Source organism: Bacillus cereus group sp. MYBK14-1, from assembly GCF_051916885.1.
GTDB lineage: Bacteria > Bacillota > Bacilli > Bacillales > Bacillaceae_G > Bacillus_A > Bacillus_A cereus.
The window spans coordinates 848,939-865,582 of record NZ_JBQAHM010000001.1; the positions used below are offsets into that span (position 1 = coordinate 848,939).

Consider the following 16,644-nt stretch of genomic DNA (forward strand, 5'->3'; position numbering starts at 1 on the left):
TACTTTTTTCTGACTTTATGTATAATTATAGTATAAAATAGTTAACCATCAAATAATTTTACTGGTTACATAATTAGGAGGATTTCTATGAAAAGTTTCTCAACACCGATACGTTTCATGCTTATTTCTTCATTTTTTATGTCTTTTGGGTATTTTGCAGTATACGCATTTTTAGCTATTTATCTATTAACCTTTCTTCATTTTTCTGCTGTCCAAGTAGGAACAGTGTTGACGGTTATGACAATTACATCACGAGTTATCCCATTATTCTCAGGGTTAATTGCTGACAAAATAGGCTATATCATTATGATGATAGCCGGTTTATTTTTGAGAGGAATCGGATTTATCGCTTTAGGAATATGCTCTGATTTCTATACAATTTCTATTTCTTCTGCACTTATTGGCTTCGGAACTGCATTTTACGAACCTGCTGCGCGCGCCATATTCGGTTCACAACCAGCTCATTTGAGAAAAAATTTATTTACATATTTAAACCTTAGCTTTAATTGCGGTGCAATAATCGGACCAATTGCAGGAGGGTTCTTACTCTTACTTGATCCAATCTATGCCTTCTCTCTAACAGGATCACTTATGCTGTTATTCGCTTTTATCTTTTACTTACTTAAAAATCACTTCCAAGTCACTACTGAAAACACGTCTATTACATTAGGAATACAGGCCATCTTACAAAACAAGTCTTTCCTTCTGTTTTCCTTTATCATGATTTTCTTCTATATTATGTTTACTCAACTTACTGTCGCACTTCCACTTCATATGAAAAACATTAGTAGTAGCAATCAACTTGCTACACTCGTTATTACGATAAATGCGATAACAGGCGTCATATTTATGGTATTATTCCGAAAATTATTCCACAAATACAACACACTTTCAATTATTAAATACGGTGTTTTATTAATGAGTATTTCCTTTTTACTCATTCCTTTATTTCAACACCCATATTGGCTCTTTATTTGTGTAATTTTATTTACAATCGGTGAAACACTCGTATTACCTAACGCTGATATCACTATTGCAAATTACAGTAATGAATCATATACAGCCACTTTCTTCGGATTTTATCAACTATCACTCGCATTTGGTTTTATCATTGGTAATTATACCGGTACATCTTTTACATCCAACTTAAGCGGAATGTATACACCATGGCTTATTTTTGGCGGAATAGGACTTATTGGTTTTATTTCACTACATATTTTGAATATAAAAAAAGTGGCCTCTAAAGAGGATATACACCTATGTAATACAAGCGACCTATAACGAAAAAGATTCGACCATCATCTTTGACAGTCGAATCTTTTTATTTTTCATATTCAAGGTGATTATGTCTTTTACAACCAAATAAATAGCAAGCCCCTATATAATCAGTTTCAAACTCTAATCCTGGAACGTATCCAGATTTGATACGTTCTACCATTGTTTTATAACAATTATTCTCTTCTGTATATTCCTCAATTAACTCTTTCTTATCATTTTCTGTCCAGTTTTCTTCTACTTCTTCATTCTGAACATCTTCTATTTCTGCTGTTTTCGCTTCGATACATTCCCGTATAACTTCATTTATACGGGAGAAATTATTCGTTTTATATAGAGCATACACAAATTTACCAATCCAATTAGGACTTTTCCAGCATTCTTTATATCCCTTTTCGAACCATTCAATTGCTTCTTTATAGCAATTCAACTCAACATATAAATCTGCTACATTAATTTCCCCTAAAAAATTATCAGCTTCCCTGTTAAAAGTATCTAACTTCTCTTTTGCTTCTGTCGTTCGTTCTAAATCAATTAAACATTTTACATAGCTATACATGATATAGTCCGAATCCCCTGCAACTCGTAAAAAAAATTCCGAAGCTTTTTCCAGCTCTCCAAGTTTATAATGAGCTACAGCTACATTATGATATGCTTCATCCGATGGTTGAATCGAAATAGATTTTTGTAATACTTCCTTCGCTTCTTCCCACTTTTTTTGTTTTATATAAATTTCCCCTAAGATGTTATAGGGAAAGTATGAAGAAGGATTCAACTTAACAACTTCTCTTATTAATTCAAGAGCTTTCTCATCATTCTCTTCCTCATATTTATTTTGTTCAAACATTTCAATTGCCTTCTCATTAATGTTCAAATAACTACCTCCGAAGTGAATGAATTCATCTATTCCCTATCATTATTGTAAAATGTAAAAATTGTAATTTCTATAAAAAAATTTCTTTCTCTCGTCTACATTTCGATTGAAATAGAAGCTAAAACACAAGAATTTACAACAATCAGTAAATTCTTCAATCTCCCTTAAATTGGATATACACCCTGTTTTAATTTACATATTATGGTACAATTAAGGGGGTACTAACTAAACATTTACGCTCCACACTAGTAATCTAGCAATACCAAAATCAAAAATCACATAGAATCGGAGGGGATGTTATGAAAAAGAAATTACTTGTTCTTCTATTCACTGGAATCATATTATCAGGATGTTCAACTATAGCAGAGAATTCTTTAGAAAGCGGGAAAGGCAGTATGGAATTATTAACACCAACGATCACAGCAAAAGACAATGAATTAGAAATTAAAACTAAAGGCATTGATGAAAATAAAGTAACTTTTATTTATATTGCTAATAAAAAAGTGTTGGAACAAAAACTAAAAAATGGTGAATCCTACAAACTTAACATTAAAGATATCGAACACGCTCATAGGACGGACTACAAACCAAAAGTTCAACTTTTACAAACGAAAGACGATGATGATGATGGAGAAATAGTAACCTTCAAACAAGTTAGATATACAGTTAAAAACTGATTTTAAAGTTGTTTCATTATAAATGTAACAAAAGAAAATATACTTTTAACAGTAGATAAATGTAGGGGGTGCTAACATGAAAAAACGATGGATTTCTTGGTGGATTGGTAACCTATTTTGGATTATCGTTTTTGGAATATGGGCCGCTATTATTTGGTTACGAGAGGTTGATGGTGCTGGTGTTATTCAAACACCTGAAATTAAATCAATATCACTTATCGTTTTATTAATCACGTTTATCATACCGGTATTTTTTCAAATTATATGGCTAATCATTAATTTGAGAATGAGTAAAAAACATAATTATACGATTTAATTTTTTTGAATTAACAGATGAATATTTTTCATAAAAAAAGAGAGGAATCTACATCAAAATAGATTCCTCCCTTTTACATTTAGACTTATACTGCGCTTTTAATGCATCACTATTCCTCTTTTTTACGATGCATGTTCATCTTTCTTCTTCATTAACGCTCTTTTCTTCATCGCCTTCGTTAAATAGCCACCCTTAAACGAGCGAATTTCATACGAAGACATAAACGCTTTCGGTGCAATTTCATTAATGATTTCTAAAAGCTCTTTCTCTCTAGAACGCTTTGCGACGATATCTAAGCGATAACGTATAGAATTAATACCTTCGCCTTCAAATACTGTAACGCCAAATCCAGAGTGACGTAACTCATCTACTAATTCATTACAACGGTCTAGTAAACTAACTTGATACGTAATATAACCAATTGCTAATTTATTCTCTATATAACCGCCTAATAACAGTCCCGCACTAAAGCCAATGACATAGGCAACGATGTTCATCCAATTTGATAAATCTTGAAACACAATACCTAAACTGACAATGTAAATAGCTCCTTCTAACAATCCAACACCAGCAGCGGATCTTGTTTGATTCTTTACAAGCAAAATCGTACGGATTGTTAATATTGGAACGTAAATAATTTGAAGCACAAAAATAAGTAGCGCTTGTAACATTGGTATCCACCTCTTTCAAAAAGTCTTTTGTCATAATAACATACATAACCTTTAGAAATCGATGGGTTTTTTAAAATTTTTTTATTATTTTTCATACTATTGAAAAATGCAAAAAAGAAGCGTATTATATTTGTCGTTAATTTGATTACTTGTATCATATCGCTAAACTAAAAAAGGAACCTGATTAGGTCCCTTTCATCATAGCTCTATGTTTTTCGAAGCATGTTCTCTTTGCTTCTCTTCTTCTTTCACTAACTGCATATTTGCATACGCTAAATTTGCAATCATTAAAAAGTGACCACCTAAAATACCTGTACCGAATGCCCACATTTCCATTTCATGCTCAATTTCATACATGATGATAGCTCCTAAAATAGCAGCTGCAAATCGGTTTAAAACTCCTAATCCAGGAGCCTTTTCCTTCATTACGATACTTTTTCCGAGCTTCTCCACTCTGCGAGCTAATAACCAAAGACAATAAGCACTTACTGCTAATCCGATACCGAACCCTGTCACTTGTTTTCCAAACGGAGTAATCGTCCACATAAGTAGTAAACCACTAAAGATCACATACAATTGTAATCGATATACACGTAAGGCTTCTTGAATCAAAATATCCGCTCCTAAGTTCTCATTTTTTGTACTTTAGAAGAAAAGCAGCAACTTACACAGTTGCTGCTTTCTCTTCTTCTTGTTCTTGTTCCATCTTACGAATTTCAACACGTTTAATTTGGTAAGCGTCTTTTTCTAACACTTTAAATTCATAACCTTCCGCCTCAACGTGTTGTCCTTCTTCGATTTCATGATTTTGCATCATAATCCATCCACCGATTGTATCCACATCATCTTCTTCGATGTGTAATCCAAATAAATCTTTCACTTCTGAGATAAGCACTTTTCCATCAACAATGATATGTTGCTCGTTCACATGTTGAATTGGTGGTGCTTCATCTTCATCATATTCGTCACGAATTTCGCCGACGATTTCCTCCAAGATATCTTCAAGCGTTACAATTCCAGCTGTTCCTCCGTACTCATCATATAAAACAGCCATCGGAATTCGCTTCTTCTGCATTTGAAGTAATAAATCGTGAATTGGAGTCGTTTCCATCACTTCAATAATCGGACGCATATACGAGCGAATAGATGATAAATCTTTTTGATCCTCGGTCATATATCGAATAAAGAAATCTTTTACGTTGACCATACCGATAATATCATCTTTATCTTCTCCAAAAATCGGATAACGTGTGTATCGCTCATTTTGGATTACTTTCATGTGTTCTTCTACTGAATCTTCCAGGTAGAAACCAACGATTTCTGTTCGCGGTACCATAATCTCTTTTGCAATACGATTATCAAATTCAAAAATGTTATTTACATACTTGTATTCAGCTTGATTAATTTCGCCACTTTCATAGCTATCTGAAAGGATAAGACGTAATTCTTCTTCTGTATGAGCTACTTCATGTTCTGAAGCTGGCTTTAAACCAAATAAACCAGTTATCACACGAGCTGAACCGTTCAATACCCAAATAAATGGATACATTACTTTATAGAACATCATTAATGGACCTGCCAATAATAACGTTACCCTTTCAGCCTTTTGAATTGCCATCGTTTTTGGAGCTAATTCTCCTACTACAACGTGTAAATACGTCATAATCATAAAAGCAAGACCAAATGTTAATACTGATGAAATAGAAGGATTTAAGTTCCATTTCTCAAATAACGGGTGTAATAACTTTTCAATTGTCGGTTCACCTAACCAACCTAATCCCATAGCTGTAACTGTAATACCTAATTGACAAGCAGATAAATATTCATCTAAATTTGTTGTTACCTTTTTCGCTGCTAAAGCACCGCGTTTTCCTTCCGCAACAAGCTGATCGATACGGCTTGAACGTATCTTTACAATCGCAAACTCTGCTGCTACGAAAAATCCAGTAAATGCGATTAAAATCGCAACCATGACTAAATTAAATATTTCCAATGAATCCCCTTAGTTAAAAAACTAAGGTGTCCACCTCCTGTATACTATAATGTTTTCTTATTTGTTTGTTAGAAAACATAGCCCGATACAAAAATTAAAGAGGTCGGATTTCACTTATTCTATAATAATAGAGCAAGTGTCTGTATTAAAGCTGTCGTTTGACCTGATAAAGATTTCGATATTTTTTCACGTTGTGAATCAGTCAATCCATCTAAAAGCGGCTTTAACTCAGTAAGCTCCACTTCTAATTGATGAATATGGTCTGTCACTTCATTCACTTGTTTCGAAACGTGTTCATTGATACCGAGCAGCTTCTTCTTCTCCTCGATTTTCTCTTTAATCTCACAAAGCGGCATATGCATTTCTTTGCACTTCTCAATAAATTGTAATGTCTCAAATGCTGTTTCGTCGTAATAGCGATAATTAGATTGAGATCGCTCCGCTTTTAAGATACCTAGATTCGTATAATAATCAATCGTTCGTTTCGACACGTGAGCCATGAGAGCCAACTGTCCGATTCGATACACCTTCCCAACGATCTTCCCCCCTTGTTTATATTACTTACATCATACAACACATAAACTGTACAGTCAAACGTGACGGTTTATTATTCACAATTTATACAAAATTCCAATCTCCTCCTATGATGATTCAATACGAGTAATCTACACTTATACAATAAAATTACTAAACTACTACCTAATCACTACATTGTCTGCCACTTTTAACCTTTCTTATTTAAAAGCATATCCTACTAATAATGATTGCTTGTATAGGAGGGAATTAATATGAAAAAGACAATCATTTCTCATTTTTATAATGAAGAATACCTACTTCCATGGTGGCTTATGCATCACACGAAAATATTCGATCACGGCATTTTAATTAATAGAGGGTCTACAGATCGTTCCGTAGAGATTTGTAAACTATTAGCACCCCACTGGGAAGTACGAAATTCAAGATTTCTTGAGTTTGATCCAACTAATACTGATATTGAAGTGATGGAAATTGAAAGAGAAGTTTCAGGTTGGAAAATCGTTTTAAATACTACTGAATTCTTTTGTTGTAATAATACTGAAGAATTTTTTTCATCTCTTCATACACTAGGCCAAAACATGTATGCGATTAGAATGATTTTAATGATAGATAATCATAATTATAATTATTCAAAGCCTAGATATTCTATCCCCTTAGTAGAACAGCGATACCACGGTGTCTTCCCTTATAACCCAAATCTCGGATGTGCTTGGAGATTTATTCACAATCATCTAGACGGTGCATATTTACCTGGTAGACATCATTCGCGGCACGGATATATAATTTATGACTATCCTTCATTTATTTTAAAATTTTATTTTAGCCCTTGGAATGAACAATCAAAGGCAAGAAAATTACAAATTACACCTACCCTTTCAAAAAGGGGTGTTCAAATGGGACTTCAAACACATTACGGTCAATCTCCTGAAGTACTGGACATACGTTTTTTAGAGCTTAGTAACCTAACACAAGACCTCCGTCATAACCCTGAATATCAAGAATTATTTCCAAAATTCAAACCGTAATATTTTCTGCATCGTCATCACCTCAAACATTTTCATTCACTTAATCAAAAACAATCTCATTTGCATAAAACATGAATACTGTATAAATAATAAATTTTTATTTTAGGAGGAAAAAATGAAAGCTGTTATTCTTGCTGGTGGGTACGGTACAAGAATTGGGGAAGAAACACATTTAAAACCGAAACCTATGATTGAAATTGGAACAAAGCCCATTCTATGGCACATTATGAGTTTGTATAGTCATTACGGGATTACTGAGTTTATTATTTGCTTAGGCTATAAAGGATATGCAATTAAAGAGTTCTTTCTAAATTACAACTTACACATGTCTGATTTCACAATACAGTTAAACGATAATACAATTACTAGCCATTCTCATCGTGTAGAACCATGGAAAGTTACACTAATCGATACTGGTGTAAATACCGAAACGGGTGGCCGAGTGAAAAAGATTCAAAATTATGTCGGAGACGAACCTTTCTGCCTCACTTATGGTGATGGATTAAGTAATGTAAATATAAAAGAACTTATTACATTCCATAAAAAACATGGAAAAATGGCTACTGTTACTGCCGTACAACCTCCTGGTAGATTTGGTTCTCTCATATTAGATAAACAGTCTGTAACATCTTTTCAAGAAAAACCATTAGGTGATGGCGGATGGGTTAACGGTGGATTTTTCGTTTTAAATCCTGAAGTTTTCAATTACATTAGTGGAGATAAGTCTGTTTTTGAAACAGACACTTTAGTTCAGTTAGTAAACAAAAATGAATTGGCCGCATATCAACATTCTGGTTTTTGGCATCCGATGGATACATTGCGCGATAAAAATAAATTAGTCGAGCTATGGGAAAGTAATAACGCTCCGTGGAAGGTTTGGTAATATGGCTTCATCATCTTTTTGGAATAAGAAAAAAGTATTTATTACAGGACATACTGGATTTAAAGGCTCCTGGCTCACCCTTTTCTTAAGTTCTTTAGGTGCAGAAGTAGTAGGCTTTTCTTCTCATCCCCCATCCATTCCTAACATTTTTGAACAAGGTAACGTAGCAAAAGAGTGCACGACAATGAAAGGCGATATTACAGATTACCATTCTTTATTTCATGCCATGAAGCAGCATAAACCTGACATAATATTTCATTTAGCAGCTCAGCCAATCGTAACCGCTTCATACAAAAATCCTATCGATACATTCAAAACGAATGTTCTAGGTACTGTCCACGTGCTAGAAGCAGCAAAGTCCGTCGAAAGCGTACGTGCCATTATTAATGTGACAAGCGATAAATGTTATGAGAATGACGGTAGTGGCGACCGAGCGTTCGTGGAAAATGACCGACTAGGAGGTTTCGATCCTTATAGCGCTAGTAAAGCTTGCGCTGAAATAGCGGCAACATCCTATCAAAAATCATTCTTCCGCACTAATACTCAGAAACTCGCCTCAGTCAGAGCTGGTAACGTCATCGGCGGTGGTGATTGGGCAGAAGACCGATTATTCCCTGATATCATTCGGGCATATTTGCACAATCATACTTTGTGTATTCGAAACAAATATGCCGTCCGTCCGTGGCAACATGTTTTAGATCCTCTACATGGCTATATCCTTTTAGCTGAGAAACTTTGGAATGATGCTAAATATGCAGAAGCGTGGAATTTCGGCCCAATGAATGAACCTAACAGAACCGTTCATGATGTCATTGAATCTGTAATAAAATTATGGAATAACCCACTAACAATCATTTCCTCCTCTACAAATACTCCTTATGAATCACCTGTTTTAACACTCGATAGTACAAAAGCAGTAAACAAACTCGGCTGGACTCCTAAGTTATCAACAGATGATGCTATCGCTTGGACTGTTGATTGGTACAAAAAATATGCATCTGGTGAAAATATAGAATCTTTCACACGACAACAAATCGATGCATTCAAAAATTTATAAGGGGGCTATAAAATGGAACAGAAAAAATGCCGTTTTTGCCACTCATTACTAACCAACACTTTTTTAGATTTGGGCGTTTCCCCTCTTGCTAATTCATTTGTAGCTCCTGAAAGCTCATATAAAATGGAACCTTTTTATCCGCTGCACACATTTGTTTGTAACTCTTGTTTACTCGTCCAGCTAGATGAATTTGAATCCCCACAAAATATTTTTCATAACTATTTATACTTCAGCTCTTACTCCTCAAGTTGGCTACTACACGCTAAACAATATGTAGAAATGGCGATTAAGCGTTTCAACTTAACGAAACATTCAAAAGTGATTGAAATCGCAAGTAACGATGGGTACTTATTACAATACTTTAAAAAAGAAAATATCGAGACATTGGGAATTGAACCCGCGAAAAACGTAGCAGAAATTGCTATCAAAAAAGGAATTCCTACTCATGTAAATTTTTTCAGTAATGACTTAGCAAAAAAATTGCCACAAGCTGATTTAATCGTCGCAAATAACGTATTAGCACATGTTCCAAACTTGCATGATTTTGTTGCCGGTTTAAAAACGTTATTAAAACAAGATGGCACGATAACAATTGAATTCCCACACTTATTAAACCTCATATCCTTTAAACAGTTCGATACTATCTACCATGAGCACTTTTCCTACTTCTCACTTATAAGCCTTCAAAAAGTTTTAAGTTATCATCATTTACAAATTGTTGATGTAGAAGAACTTTCAACGCATGGTGGTTCCTTACGGATTTTTGTAAACCATCTAAGTGCCCAATCAACTATCCATTCCAATGTTACAAAATTAATTCAAAAAGAAGTCGACCACGGGTTAGATACTTTAGATTGCTATCTCCTTTTTTCTAAACGCATCGAACAATTGAAAATAAATATTTTAAAGTTTTTTATTGAAGCGAAAGCTTTAAACAAACAAATTATCGGTTACGGTGCTCCAGCTAAAGGAAACACCCTTTTGAATTATTGCGGGATAGGTAAAGAATTTCTAGCTTATACAGTGGATAAAAATCCTCACAAACAAAATCTCCTTTTACCAGGAACTCGTATTCCAATAAAATCTCCAGCAGAAATTAAACGTACAAAACCGGATTACATTCTTATACTTCCTTGGAATTTGAAAGACGAAATTATGAAAGAATGCTCTTTCATTCGTGAATGGGGCGGTAAATTTTTAGTGACGGTTCCAGAAATTGAGGTGATCGAGCCATGAAGAAAGTTGTTGTAACAGGTGGTAGTGGCTGGATAGGTAAATATGTTGTACATTCACTTATACAAAAGGGATATGAAGTGCACGCCACGTATAATAAAAATAACCCCTCTCACCTCCCTTGCCATTGGCATAAAGTAAACTTGCTTCGCGATGACGAAGTAAAACAATTCATTTCGGATGTTCAGCCTAGCCATCTCATTCACCTTGCTTGGGAAGCAGTGCCACCAGCATGCTATGTATCTATTAATAATTACTATTGGCTAAAGTCTAGTATTTCATTGATTCAACACTTCACAACATGCGGCGGAAAGCGTGTTGTCGTTGCAGGTACTGGCGCAGAGTACGAATGGTTTAACGGCGTATTATTTGAAGATTCACCGCTCCTTTCCTATAAAACCCCGTATTCTTTATGTAAAAATGCACTGCACTCCTGGCTAGAAACGTATGCACAACAAACAGGCCTCAGCATGTGTTGGGGCCGCATTTTTCATATGTATGGACCTCACGAACAAGGTAATCGGCTCGTTTCTAACATTATCACTTCCTTATTAAAAAACGAGGAAGCACTATGTACACATGGAAAACAATCGAGAGATTTCCTCCATGTGAGTGACGTCGCTGACGCTCTCGTAACAATATTAGAACACAGCGTTACAGGCACCATCAATATCGCTTCTGGTCAATCTGTACAAATTAAAAAGTTAGCTTCTATCATTGCTAAAAAGATAGGAAAAGAACATTTAATTAAACTAGGTGCAATCCCTTTCTCTAAAGATGAACCTTTATTTGTCGGGGTTAATGTAGAACGTTTAAAAACTGAAGTAAACTGGAAACCAACATACGATCTAAATACAGGAATTGAAGAAACAATTTTATGGTGGAAATCATTTATACAAAAACATAACGATATGCATCATTAAAACGTAAATCCTTCGTTCCTCTCGCTAATTCCTTATACCATTCTCCTAATCTTTCCGACGTAATAATATGGTGCGTCCCCATTCCCCCATGCTTACTAGCTTCAGAAAGAGTCGGACCAATTTGTAACTTTCTCTTTCTCATCGCATCGTTCCACGGACTAAACCCAAACCATAATATACAGGCAAGAGGTGGATAAATCATCGATTCATGCGCAGATAAATGTCTTCCAACCGTATAACTTCCATGCTCATGATTATGAATAAATCTACCTCTTCTCCATAACGGCCAATCTTCTGGTAAATAACCATGAAATCGCTGTTTCATTAAAGGTATTCCAAAGTTAAGGTCCGGATAGTTGTAGTTAGGATCATCAACCATAATAAGCCCGTTCAGCCAATACATCCTCCCCCCCAATTCATTTAGCGATTTCCAAAACTGATTTTTATCTTGCACGCAAAGAAACTCAGTCGTATTTAAAATCATTTTCCATCCTTGTACTTCTTGTTCTATCCTCATCACTTCATGATCTGTCGCATATGCATCAAACTCTGGATTTACAGAATCTCGCACCTCCCAATGCGGTGCGAATTTTTTACAAATCTCAACGGAACGATCTGTTGAACCTTTATTAATTAAAATACCATGATCAAAAAGTTTCGTATGATGCATAAGCCACCATGGCAATAAATACTCTTCATTGTAAAAATGTGAAATAACGGTTGTAGTTATAATAATCTCCTCCTCTTTCTCTATTAATCTACTTTTTATCCTACAACCAATATACTCATAAGCAAAAATATGTTTCCTAATTATTGATCAAATATTAGGAAACATATTTTTGTAAGTTTTCCTTTGGTACCCAGCCCTTCTCACCATCTCTTCCTTCGCACCAAACCCATCCATTCAATTCTTCTAATCCGATCAATCTTTCTCCAATACTCACATTTAATTCTTTCGCAGTATATTGTTTTATAATAATTCCTGTTCCATTCATATCTTTTCTTATAATTTGCTCCGGAACCCATCCTTTCCGGTTATACTTCTCTTCGTGACAAAACATCCAGTTTTCCCAGTTTTCCGGACCAGCGTAACTCTCTATCATTTTCACTACATCCCCCTCTTCTAAGCGAATTGGATTAGGATAATTGCTAACATGTGATTTTATAACGATATATTTCATAACAACCTCCAATAATCAGAAAATTAAGTTATAATATCATTATAACTTAAAGAGGAGGAATGCACGCATGTACTACAACACTTCATTCGAAAACGATCAACCTGTAGGCCGTCTATAAACTAAGACGGGCAATCATATAACACATACACTACGCCTCGTCTTAGGGAACTCATAATACCCTAAAAATAGACGGAGGTACTTTACATGAAACAAACAATTTTAGGAGCTATATATTTATCACTAGCAGCAAGTATATGGGGCGGTATGTATGTTGTTAGCAAATACGTACTCGATTTTATCCCACCACTAACACTCGTTTGGCTACGCTTTATTATCGCTTTTGTTGTTTTGTATGGCATTTTAAAACTAGCTGAGAAAAAGCAAAAGAAAAAAGTAACCATTCGCAAAAAAGATTGGCTCCTCTTCGCTTGGATTGGATTTATCGGCTATTTCATTTCGATCACATGCCAATTTATCGGAACAAAATTATCCGACGCTCATACAGGCTCGTTAGTTACATCAGCTACACCTGCATTTATGGTTATATTTGCAGCGCTCATTTTGAAAGAGAAACTAACTGCTCGTAGACTTTTATCTACTATAATAGCGACAATCGGTGTCATTATCGTAATCGGATGGGACATTGAAATTGGCTATTATTTTATCGGAACAATCATTTTAGTTGGAGCCGCTATTACGTGGGCTTTACTATCTATTTATGTAAAAACCGCTTCAGCTCGATTTTCATCTTTAGTTATTACAACGTATGCCATATTCTTTTCACTCTTTTTTATTACACCTTTTATGATATGGGAACTACAAACATCCTCTATCGGAACAGTAAATACGTACGTAATATTAGGCGTATTATACTTAGGAATCGTCTCAACAGCAGGTGCCTTTTTCCTTTGGAATAAAGGATTAGAATTAATGGATGCAAGCATCGGTTCCTTATTTTTCTTCTTCCAACCTATCGTTGGATCATTACTTGGCTGGCTCTTATTAAATGAGACATTAAATAGTAACTTTTTCATTGGTGGTATTCTCATTATATGTAGCGTTTTCATTACTACTTTTGAAAAGAAATAAAAAGCAGGCAGAGATTCTTAGTCTCTGCCCGTTCGCATTATTGGATCTTGGTCGTGAAAACCAATACAAATCGGTATATTACTTTGCACTTCACTACGTACACTTATAAAACTACACAGCGTTTTAGCAATTAAATATAAAGTTATACCGATTGCTTTTTCACTTGTGTCAAAGCCATTTTCATTATACATATCCGCTAATTCTACAGACCCCGGTCCCTCAACATCATATGTCCATTCAGAAGCCCAATCATCATCCTCTTCTTCAAGTGGAGCATATTCCTCACAAATATAAAACTGACTAGTCCACTCGTTATCAAGGTCATACTCAAAATAAATCGCTTTTGCTTCTTCATTAGTAGCCATTTCTACAGCTGCATCCAAACCTACTCGAATACTTACCTTATATGACTCTACATCAATTACTTTAATTCGTTCTGCATATTCTGTAGACGCCAACATGCAACAAATATCATAATACTTCGCTTCTATTTGCTCTACTGCTAACGAAAAGACATCCTCTTGCATCTCTTCTAAATACTGAAATATATCCACACTAAATACTCCTCACTCTTTACGCACTCCAATGCGATGGACGAGACAATAATTTCGGTAATTTCGTATGTTTGTCCCCTCTAGCAGCATTAACTTGAACTTGCGTCAGAAAAATACTATTAGTAAAATCAGCCCCGCGAATATCTGCATCTCGCAAATCTGCTCCGATGAGATCTGCTCCTCTTAAATCTGCACCATTTAAGTTAGCCGCAATTAAGTAAGCTCCTCTTAAATTTGCACCTTGTAAATTTTTCTTTTTCAGATTCGCTCCCATAAGGTCTGCTCCGCGGTGAATGATTCGTTTCTTACGCGCAGTATTCATTTCCTTCCATACTAATTCGCTCGTTTCTAAAAGAAGAATGTTCACCTCTGCCCTATGCATTGGAACATTTATTTTCATTAACTCATCTGGATTTAAATTCGAAAGTCGCTCTGTCTCCTCAATTGCGGTCTCCAGCTCTTTATGAATTGGCTGTGTTGCCTTTAAAAGAATCGCTTCATTCAAATACCAAAGCATTTCATGAAGTTGATGCATAACCGGAAAAGCATCGTACATTTTTCTTGCATGCTTTGCATCTTTCCTCCAATCAATCCCTTTAAACGTACCCTGAGAAATCTTCTGCCCAGCACCGAAACATTCAAATACTGTACAACCTTTATAACCTTTTCCTCTAAGATTTTTATGTATACTACATTTAAAATCTGATTGTAAGTTGGAACATGGTTTACCACCATCTTTATTCACTGCAAAATCTACCGATGCTGCAAACGGTAATGCAACGCAACATAGACCGAAGCATTTTTCGCAGTTTGCTTTTAAATGATCGTTATGATTAGTCAAAATCTATACCCCCTGTTGTCTTTTGACTATTTCATAATATTCCAACTGTAATAAATAATCAATTTTAAAATAAACCAGCATCTTCCGTTTCAATTCATAACTTTATCATTCGATTTCCTTTCAATTGAAAAGGACTATTTCTATTTAATGAATTATAATTAAATTATAAATTTTCTAACTAAAAAGGAGACTTATTATGGCACTAGAAATGAAAACAAACTGTCAAATTTGCGATCAATCGCTCGAACAAGATTCTGAAGCATACATTTGTGTATATGAATGTACATTTTGCGCACCATGTACAGAAGAAAGGCATAACGTTTGTCCAAACTGCGGCGGCGAATTAGTACGTAGGCCGAAAAAGAAACAATAAAAAGCAAAGCGATATCGCTTTGCTTTTGTTTAGGCATCTGAAATTATATATTTAAAAACTTCACACAAACAGGCTCTGGCACAACAACATCAGATTGTAAAAGTGTTAACTTACCTGTAGATTCATCTCTTGAAAATAACACAAGATTATGTGACTTTTCATTTGTAGCAACAAGGAACTTTTCAGTAGGATCTAATACAAAGTCTCTTGGCCAATTTCCTTCTGTAGATGTATGTTCAACAAATGTAAGCTGACCTGAATTTTGATCTACGCTATAAACAGCGATACTATTATGACCACGATTACCTGCATATACAAAACAGCCGTCAGAAGAAATATGAATCGCACTTCCTTGATTATTTTCATCAAACTCTTCTGGAACAGTAGAAATATACTGTAATTCTGTAAAGGATCCTTCTGCAGGATTATAGGTTAACACAATAACCTCTGAACTAAGCTCCGTCATCACATATGCATACTTTCCATTCGGATGAAAAGTAATATGTCTTGGACCACTTCCTGGATTTACAGATAAACGATTCACTTCTGTTAATGTACTATCTTTTACTTCATACGTAATTATTTTATCTATCCCTAAATCAACGCCCACTACATATTTTTCATCAGGAGTGTACCCCGCGTAATGTGCATGTGGTTTTTCTTGTCTTTCTTTATTCGGACCTGAACCTTCATGTTCCATAATAGATGAAGCAGGATTTACAGTTCCATTTTCTTCATTTATTTCAAAAGACTCAATCGTTCCTTTATGGTAATTCGCTGTAACTACTGTATGATTTCCACTATCAACACTAATATGACAAGGAGAAGCACCTTCTACTACTTGTCTATTTTTCGCTTTTAGTTCTCCAGTATGACTATCAATGGAATACGCAGCTACACCGCCAGATTCGCCTTCCTTAACAACGGAATAGAGATATTCATTATTTCGGTTAATCGTTACATATGTAGGGTTATCCAGCTTAGCGGCAAGTGTTACATTACTAATTTTTTTTGCTTCTACATCTAGCGTAAATTTATATATTCCTTCGCTATTTTCTTTCGTGTAAGTTCCAACATATCCAATAAACTCTTTGTTATCCTTCATTTTCATAACCCTCTCTCCCTATATTTTTCGTCCATCA

20 protein-coding genes are annotated in these 16,644 nt (G+C 35.0%); 10 read left to right on the top strand and 10 right to left on the bottom strand.

Annotation, left to right across the window (positions count from 1 at the left end; translation table 11 throughout):
• Window positions 1-87 precede the first annotated feature (87 nt).
• Window positions 88-1,281 carry an MDR family MFS transporter gene (locus ACTFR3_RS04325; protein ID WP_000834867.1) on the top strand — a complete coding sequence of 398 codons (1,194 nt, stop codon included), beginning with the start codon at window positions 88-90 and terminating at the stop codon, window positions 1,279-1,281.
• A gap of 40 nt (window positions 1,282-1,321) precedes the next feature.
• On the opposite strand, the gene ACTFR3_RS04330 is transcribed toward ACTFR3_RS04325, so the two are convergent.
• Window positions 1,322-2,122 (bottom strand): tetratricopeptide repeat protein, encoded by an 801-nt coding sequence (locus ACTFR3_RS04330; protein WP_440044248.1) that lies wholly within the window; start codon window positions 2,120-2,122, stop codon window positions 1,322-1,324.
• Window positions 2,123-2,448: 326 nt separating this feature from the next.
• On the opposite strand from ACTFR3_RS04330, the gene ACTFR3_RS04335 reads away from it, so the two are divergent.
• Window positions 2,449-2,826 carry a hypothetical protein gene (locus tag ACTFR3_RS04335; RefSeq protein WP_439962371.1) on the top strand — a complete coding sequence of 126 codons (378 nt, stop codon included), beginning with the start codon at window positions 2,449-2,451 and terminating at the stop codon, window positions 2,824-2,826.
• A 76-nt stretch (window positions 2,827-2,902) separates the two neighbouring features.
• Window positions 2,903-3,142, top strand: a complete 240-nt coding sequence (locus ACTFR3_RS04340; RefSeq protein WP_000747696.1) for a DUF3923 family protein — start codon at window positions 2,903-2,905, stop codon at window positions 3,140-3,142.
• A 122-nt stretch (window positions 3,143-3,264) separates the two neighbouring features.
• On the opposite strand, the gene ACTFR3_RS04345 is transcribed toward ACTFR3_RS04340, so the two are convergent.
• From ACTFR3_RS04345 to ACTFR3_RS04360, 4 genes are all read right to left on the bottom strand, one after another.
• Window positions 3,265-3,813 carry a DUF2179 domain-containing protein gene (locus ACTFR3_RS04345; protein WP_000938438.1) on the bottom strand — a complete coding sequence of 183 codons (549 nt, stop codon included), beginning with the start codon at window positions 3,811-3,813 and terminating at the stop codon, window positions 3,265-3,267.
• A gap of 198 nt (window positions 3,814-4,011) precedes the next feature.
• Window positions 4,012-4,425: an ATP synthase subunit I gene (locus ACTFR3_RS04350; RefSeq protein ID WP_000613876.1), complete on the bottom strand. Its 414-nt coding sequence runs from the start codon at window positions 4,423-4,425 to the stop codon at window positions 4,012-4,014.
• Window positions 4,426-4,477: 52 nt separating this feature from the next.
• On the bottom strand, window positions 4,478-5,806 hold the full coding sequence (locus ACTFR3_RS04355) for a hemolysin family protein (protein ID WP_000402258.1): 1,329 nt from the start codon (window positions 5,804-5,806) through the stop codon (window positions 4,478-4,480).
• Between the two features lie 119 nt (window positions 5,807-5,925).
• A complete protein-coding gene (locus ACTFR3_RS04360) occupies window positions 5,926-6,333 on the bottom strand; it encodes a MerR family transcriptional regulator (RefSeq protein WP_000285635.1) in 408 nt (135 codons plus the stop codon).
• Window positions 6,334-6,594: 261 nt separating this feature from the next.
• On the opposite strand from ACTFR3_RS04360, the gene ACTFR3_RS04365 reads away from it, so the two are divergent.
• The 5 genes from ACTFR3_RS04365 (at window position 6,595) to ACTFR3_RS04385 (ending at window position 11,464) form a co-directional block, all read left to right on the top strand.
• Window positions 6,595-7,368 carry a glycosyltransferase family 2 protein gene (locus tag ACTFR3_RS04365; protein ID WP_000750973.1) on the top strand — a complete coding sequence of 258 codons (774 nt, stop codon included), beginning with the start codon at window positions 6,595-6,597 and terminating at the stop codon, window positions 7,366-7,368.
• Between the two features lie 115 nt (window positions 7,369-7,483).
• Window positions 7,484-8,251, top strand: a complete 768-nt coding sequence (gene rfbF, locus ACTFR3_RS04370; protein WP_000648807.1) for a glucose-1-phosphate cytidylyltransferase — start codon at window positions 7,484-7,486, stop codon at window positions 8,249-8,251.
• 1 nt (window position 8,252) lies between these two features.
• Window positions 8,253-9,308, top strand: a complete 1,056-nt coding sequence (gene rfbG, locus ACTFR3_RS04375; RefSeq protein WP_000168654.1) for a CDP-glucose 4,6-dehydratase — start codon at window positions 8,253-8,255, stop codon at window positions 9,306-9,308.
• A gap of 12 nt (window positions 9,309-9,320) precedes the next feature.
• Window positions 9,321-10,544 carry a class I SAM-dependent methyltransferase gene (locus tag ACTFR3_RS04380; RefSeq protein ID WP_000435776.1) on the top strand — a complete coding sequence of 408 codons (1,224 nt, stop codon included), beginning with the start codon at window positions 9,321-9,323 and terminating at the stop codon, window positions 10,542-10,544.
• Complete coding sequence (locus ACTFR3_RS04385; protein WP_000758375.1) at window positions 10,541-11,464, top strand: NAD-dependent epimerase/dehydratase family protein; 924 nt, start codon at window positions 10,541-10,543, stop codon at window positions 11,462-11,464. Before ACTFR3_RS04380 ends, ACTFR3_RS04385 begins: the two co-directional genes overlap by 4 nt.
• Here the strand turns inward: ACTFR3_RS04385 and ACTFR3_RS04390 are convergent.
• Both ACTFR3_RS04390 and ACTFR3_RS04395 read right to left on the bottom strand, forming a co-directional pair.
• A complete protein-coding gene (locus tag ACTFR3_RS04390; RefSeq protein WP_157418622.1) occupies window positions 11,433-12,233 on the bottom strand; it encodes a glycosyltransferase family 2 protein in 801 nt (266 codons plus the stop codon). The genes ACTFR3_RS04385 and ACTFR3_RS04390 overlap by 32 nt on opposite strands.
• A 55-nt stretch (window positions 12,234-12,288) precedes the next feature.
• On the bottom strand, window positions 12,289-12,645 hold the full coding sequence (locus ACTFR3_RS04395; protein ID WP_440044203.1) for an SH3 domain-containing protein: 357 nt from the start codon (window positions 12,643-12,645) through the stop codon (window positions 12,289-12,291).
• Window positions 12,646-12,849: 204 nt separating this feature from the next.
• Here ACTFR3_RS04395 and ACTFR3_RS04400 point away from each other — a divergent pair, with 204 nt between their 5' ends.
• Window positions 12,850-13,734: a DMT family transporter gene (locus ACTFR3_RS04400; protein ID WP_000814764.1), complete on the top strand. Its 885-nt coding sequence runs from the start codon at window positions 12,850-12,852 to the stop codon at window positions 13,732-13,734.
• Window positions 13,735-13,751: 17 nt separating this feature from the next.
• Here ACTFR3_RS04400 and ACTFR3_RS04405 read toward each other — a convergent pair whose 3' ends face one another.
• Together ACTFR3_RS04405 and ACTFR3_RS04410 are read right to left on the bottom strand one after the other, a co-directional pair.
• Window positions 13,752-14,288, bottom strand: a complete 537-nt coding sequence (locus ACTFR3_RS04405) for a hypothetical protein (protein ID WP_440044204.1) — start codon at window positions 14,286-14,288, stop codon at window positions 13,752-13,754.
• 19 nt (window positions 14,289-14,307) lie between these two features.
• Window positions 14,308-15,129: a pentapeptide repeat-containing protein gene (locus ACTFR3_RS04410; RefSeq protein WP_000181430.1), complete on the bottom strand. Its 822-nt coding sequence runs from the start codon at window positions 15,127-15,129 to the stop codon at window positions 14,308-14,310.
• Window positions 15,130-15,325: 196 nt separating this feature from the next.
• On the opposite strand from ACTFR3_RS04410, the gene ACTFR3_RS04415 reads away from it, so the two are divergent.
• Window positions 15,326-15,502 carry a DUF1272 domain-containing protein gene (locus tag ACTFR3_RS04415; RefSeq protein ID WP_001162789.1) on the top strand — a complete coding sequence of 59 codons (177 nt, stop codon included), beginning with the start codon at window positions 15,326-15,328 and terminating at the stop codon, window positions 15,500-15,502.
• A 43-nt stretch (window positions 15,503-15,545) separates the two neighbouring features.
• On the opposite strand, the gene ACTFR3_RS04420 is transcribed toward ACTFR3_RS04415, so the two are convergent.
• Window positions 15,546-16,613 carry a lactonase family protein gene (locus ACTFR3_RS04420; RefSeq protein ID WP_439962368.1) on the bottom strand — a complete coding sequence of 356 codons (1,068 nt, stop codon included), beginning with the start codon at window positions 16,611-16,613 and terminating at the stop codon, window positions 15,546-15,548.
• Window positions 16,614-16,644: the final 31 nt, after the last annotated feature.

What these genes read in the sequence shown, in the direction of transcription:
- rfbF (WP_000648807.1), top strand. Translation starts at nt 7,484, where the DNA reads ATGAAAGCTGTTATTCTTGCTGGTGGGTACGGTACAAGAATTGGGGAA.
- ACTFR3_RS04340 (WP_000747696.1), top strand. Translation starts at nt 2,903, where the DNA reads ATGAAAAAACGATGGATTTCTTGGTGGATTGGTAACCTATTTTGGATT.
- ACTFR3_RS04385 (WP_000758375.1), top strand. Translation starts at nt 10,541, where the DNA reads ATGAAGAAAGTTGTTGTAACAGGTGGTAGTGGCTGGATAGGTAAATAT.
- ACTFR3_RS04365 (WP_000750973.1), top strand. Translation starts at nt 6,595, where the DNA reads ATGAAAAAGACAATCATTTCTCATTTTTATAATGAAGAATACCTACTT.
- ACTFR3_RS04415 (WP_001162789.1), top strand. Translation starts at nt 15,326, where the DNA reads ATGGCACTAGAAATGAAAACAAACTGTCAAATTTGCGATCAATCGCTC.
- ACTFR3_RS04335 (WP_439962371.1), top strand. Translation starts at nt 2,449, where the DNA reads ATGAAAAAGAAATTACTTGTTCTTCTATTCACTGGAATCATATTATCA.
- ACTFR3_RS04420 (WP_439962368.1), bottom strand. Translation starts at nt 16,613, where the DNA reads ATGAAAATGAAGGATAACAAAGAGTTTATTGGATATGTTGGAACTTAC.
- ACTFR3_RS04330 (WP_440044248.1), bottom strand. Translation starts at nt 2,122, where the DNA reads ATGTTTGAACAAAATAAATATGAGGAAGAGAATGATGAGAAAGCTCTT.
- ACTFR3_RS04400 (WP_000814764.1), top strand. Translation starts at nt 12,850, where the DNA reads ATGAAACAAACAATTTTAGGAGCTATATATTTATCACTAGCAGCAAGT.
- ACTFR3_RS04380 (WP_000435776.1), top strand. Translation starts at nt 9,321, where the DNA reads ATGGAACAGAAAAAATGCCGTTTTTGCCACTCATTACTAACCAACACT.
- ACTFR3_RS04395 (WP_440044203.1), bottom strand. Translation starts at nt 12,645, where the DNA reads ATGAAATATATCGTTATAAAATCACATGTTAGCAATTATCCTAATCCA.
- ACTFR3_RS04325 (WP_000834867.1), top strand. Translation starts at nt 88, where the DNA reads ATGAAAAGTTTCTCAACACCGATACGTTTCATGCTTATTTCTTCATTT.
- ACTFR3_RS04345 (WP_000938438.1), bottom strand. Translation starts at nt 3,813, where the DNA reads ATGTTACAAGCGCTACTTATTTTTGTGCTTCAAATTATTTACGTTCCA.
- rfbG (WP_000168654.1), top strand. Translation starts at nt 8,253, where the DNA reads ATGGCTTCATCATCTTTTTGGAATAAGAAAAAAGTATTTATTACAGGA.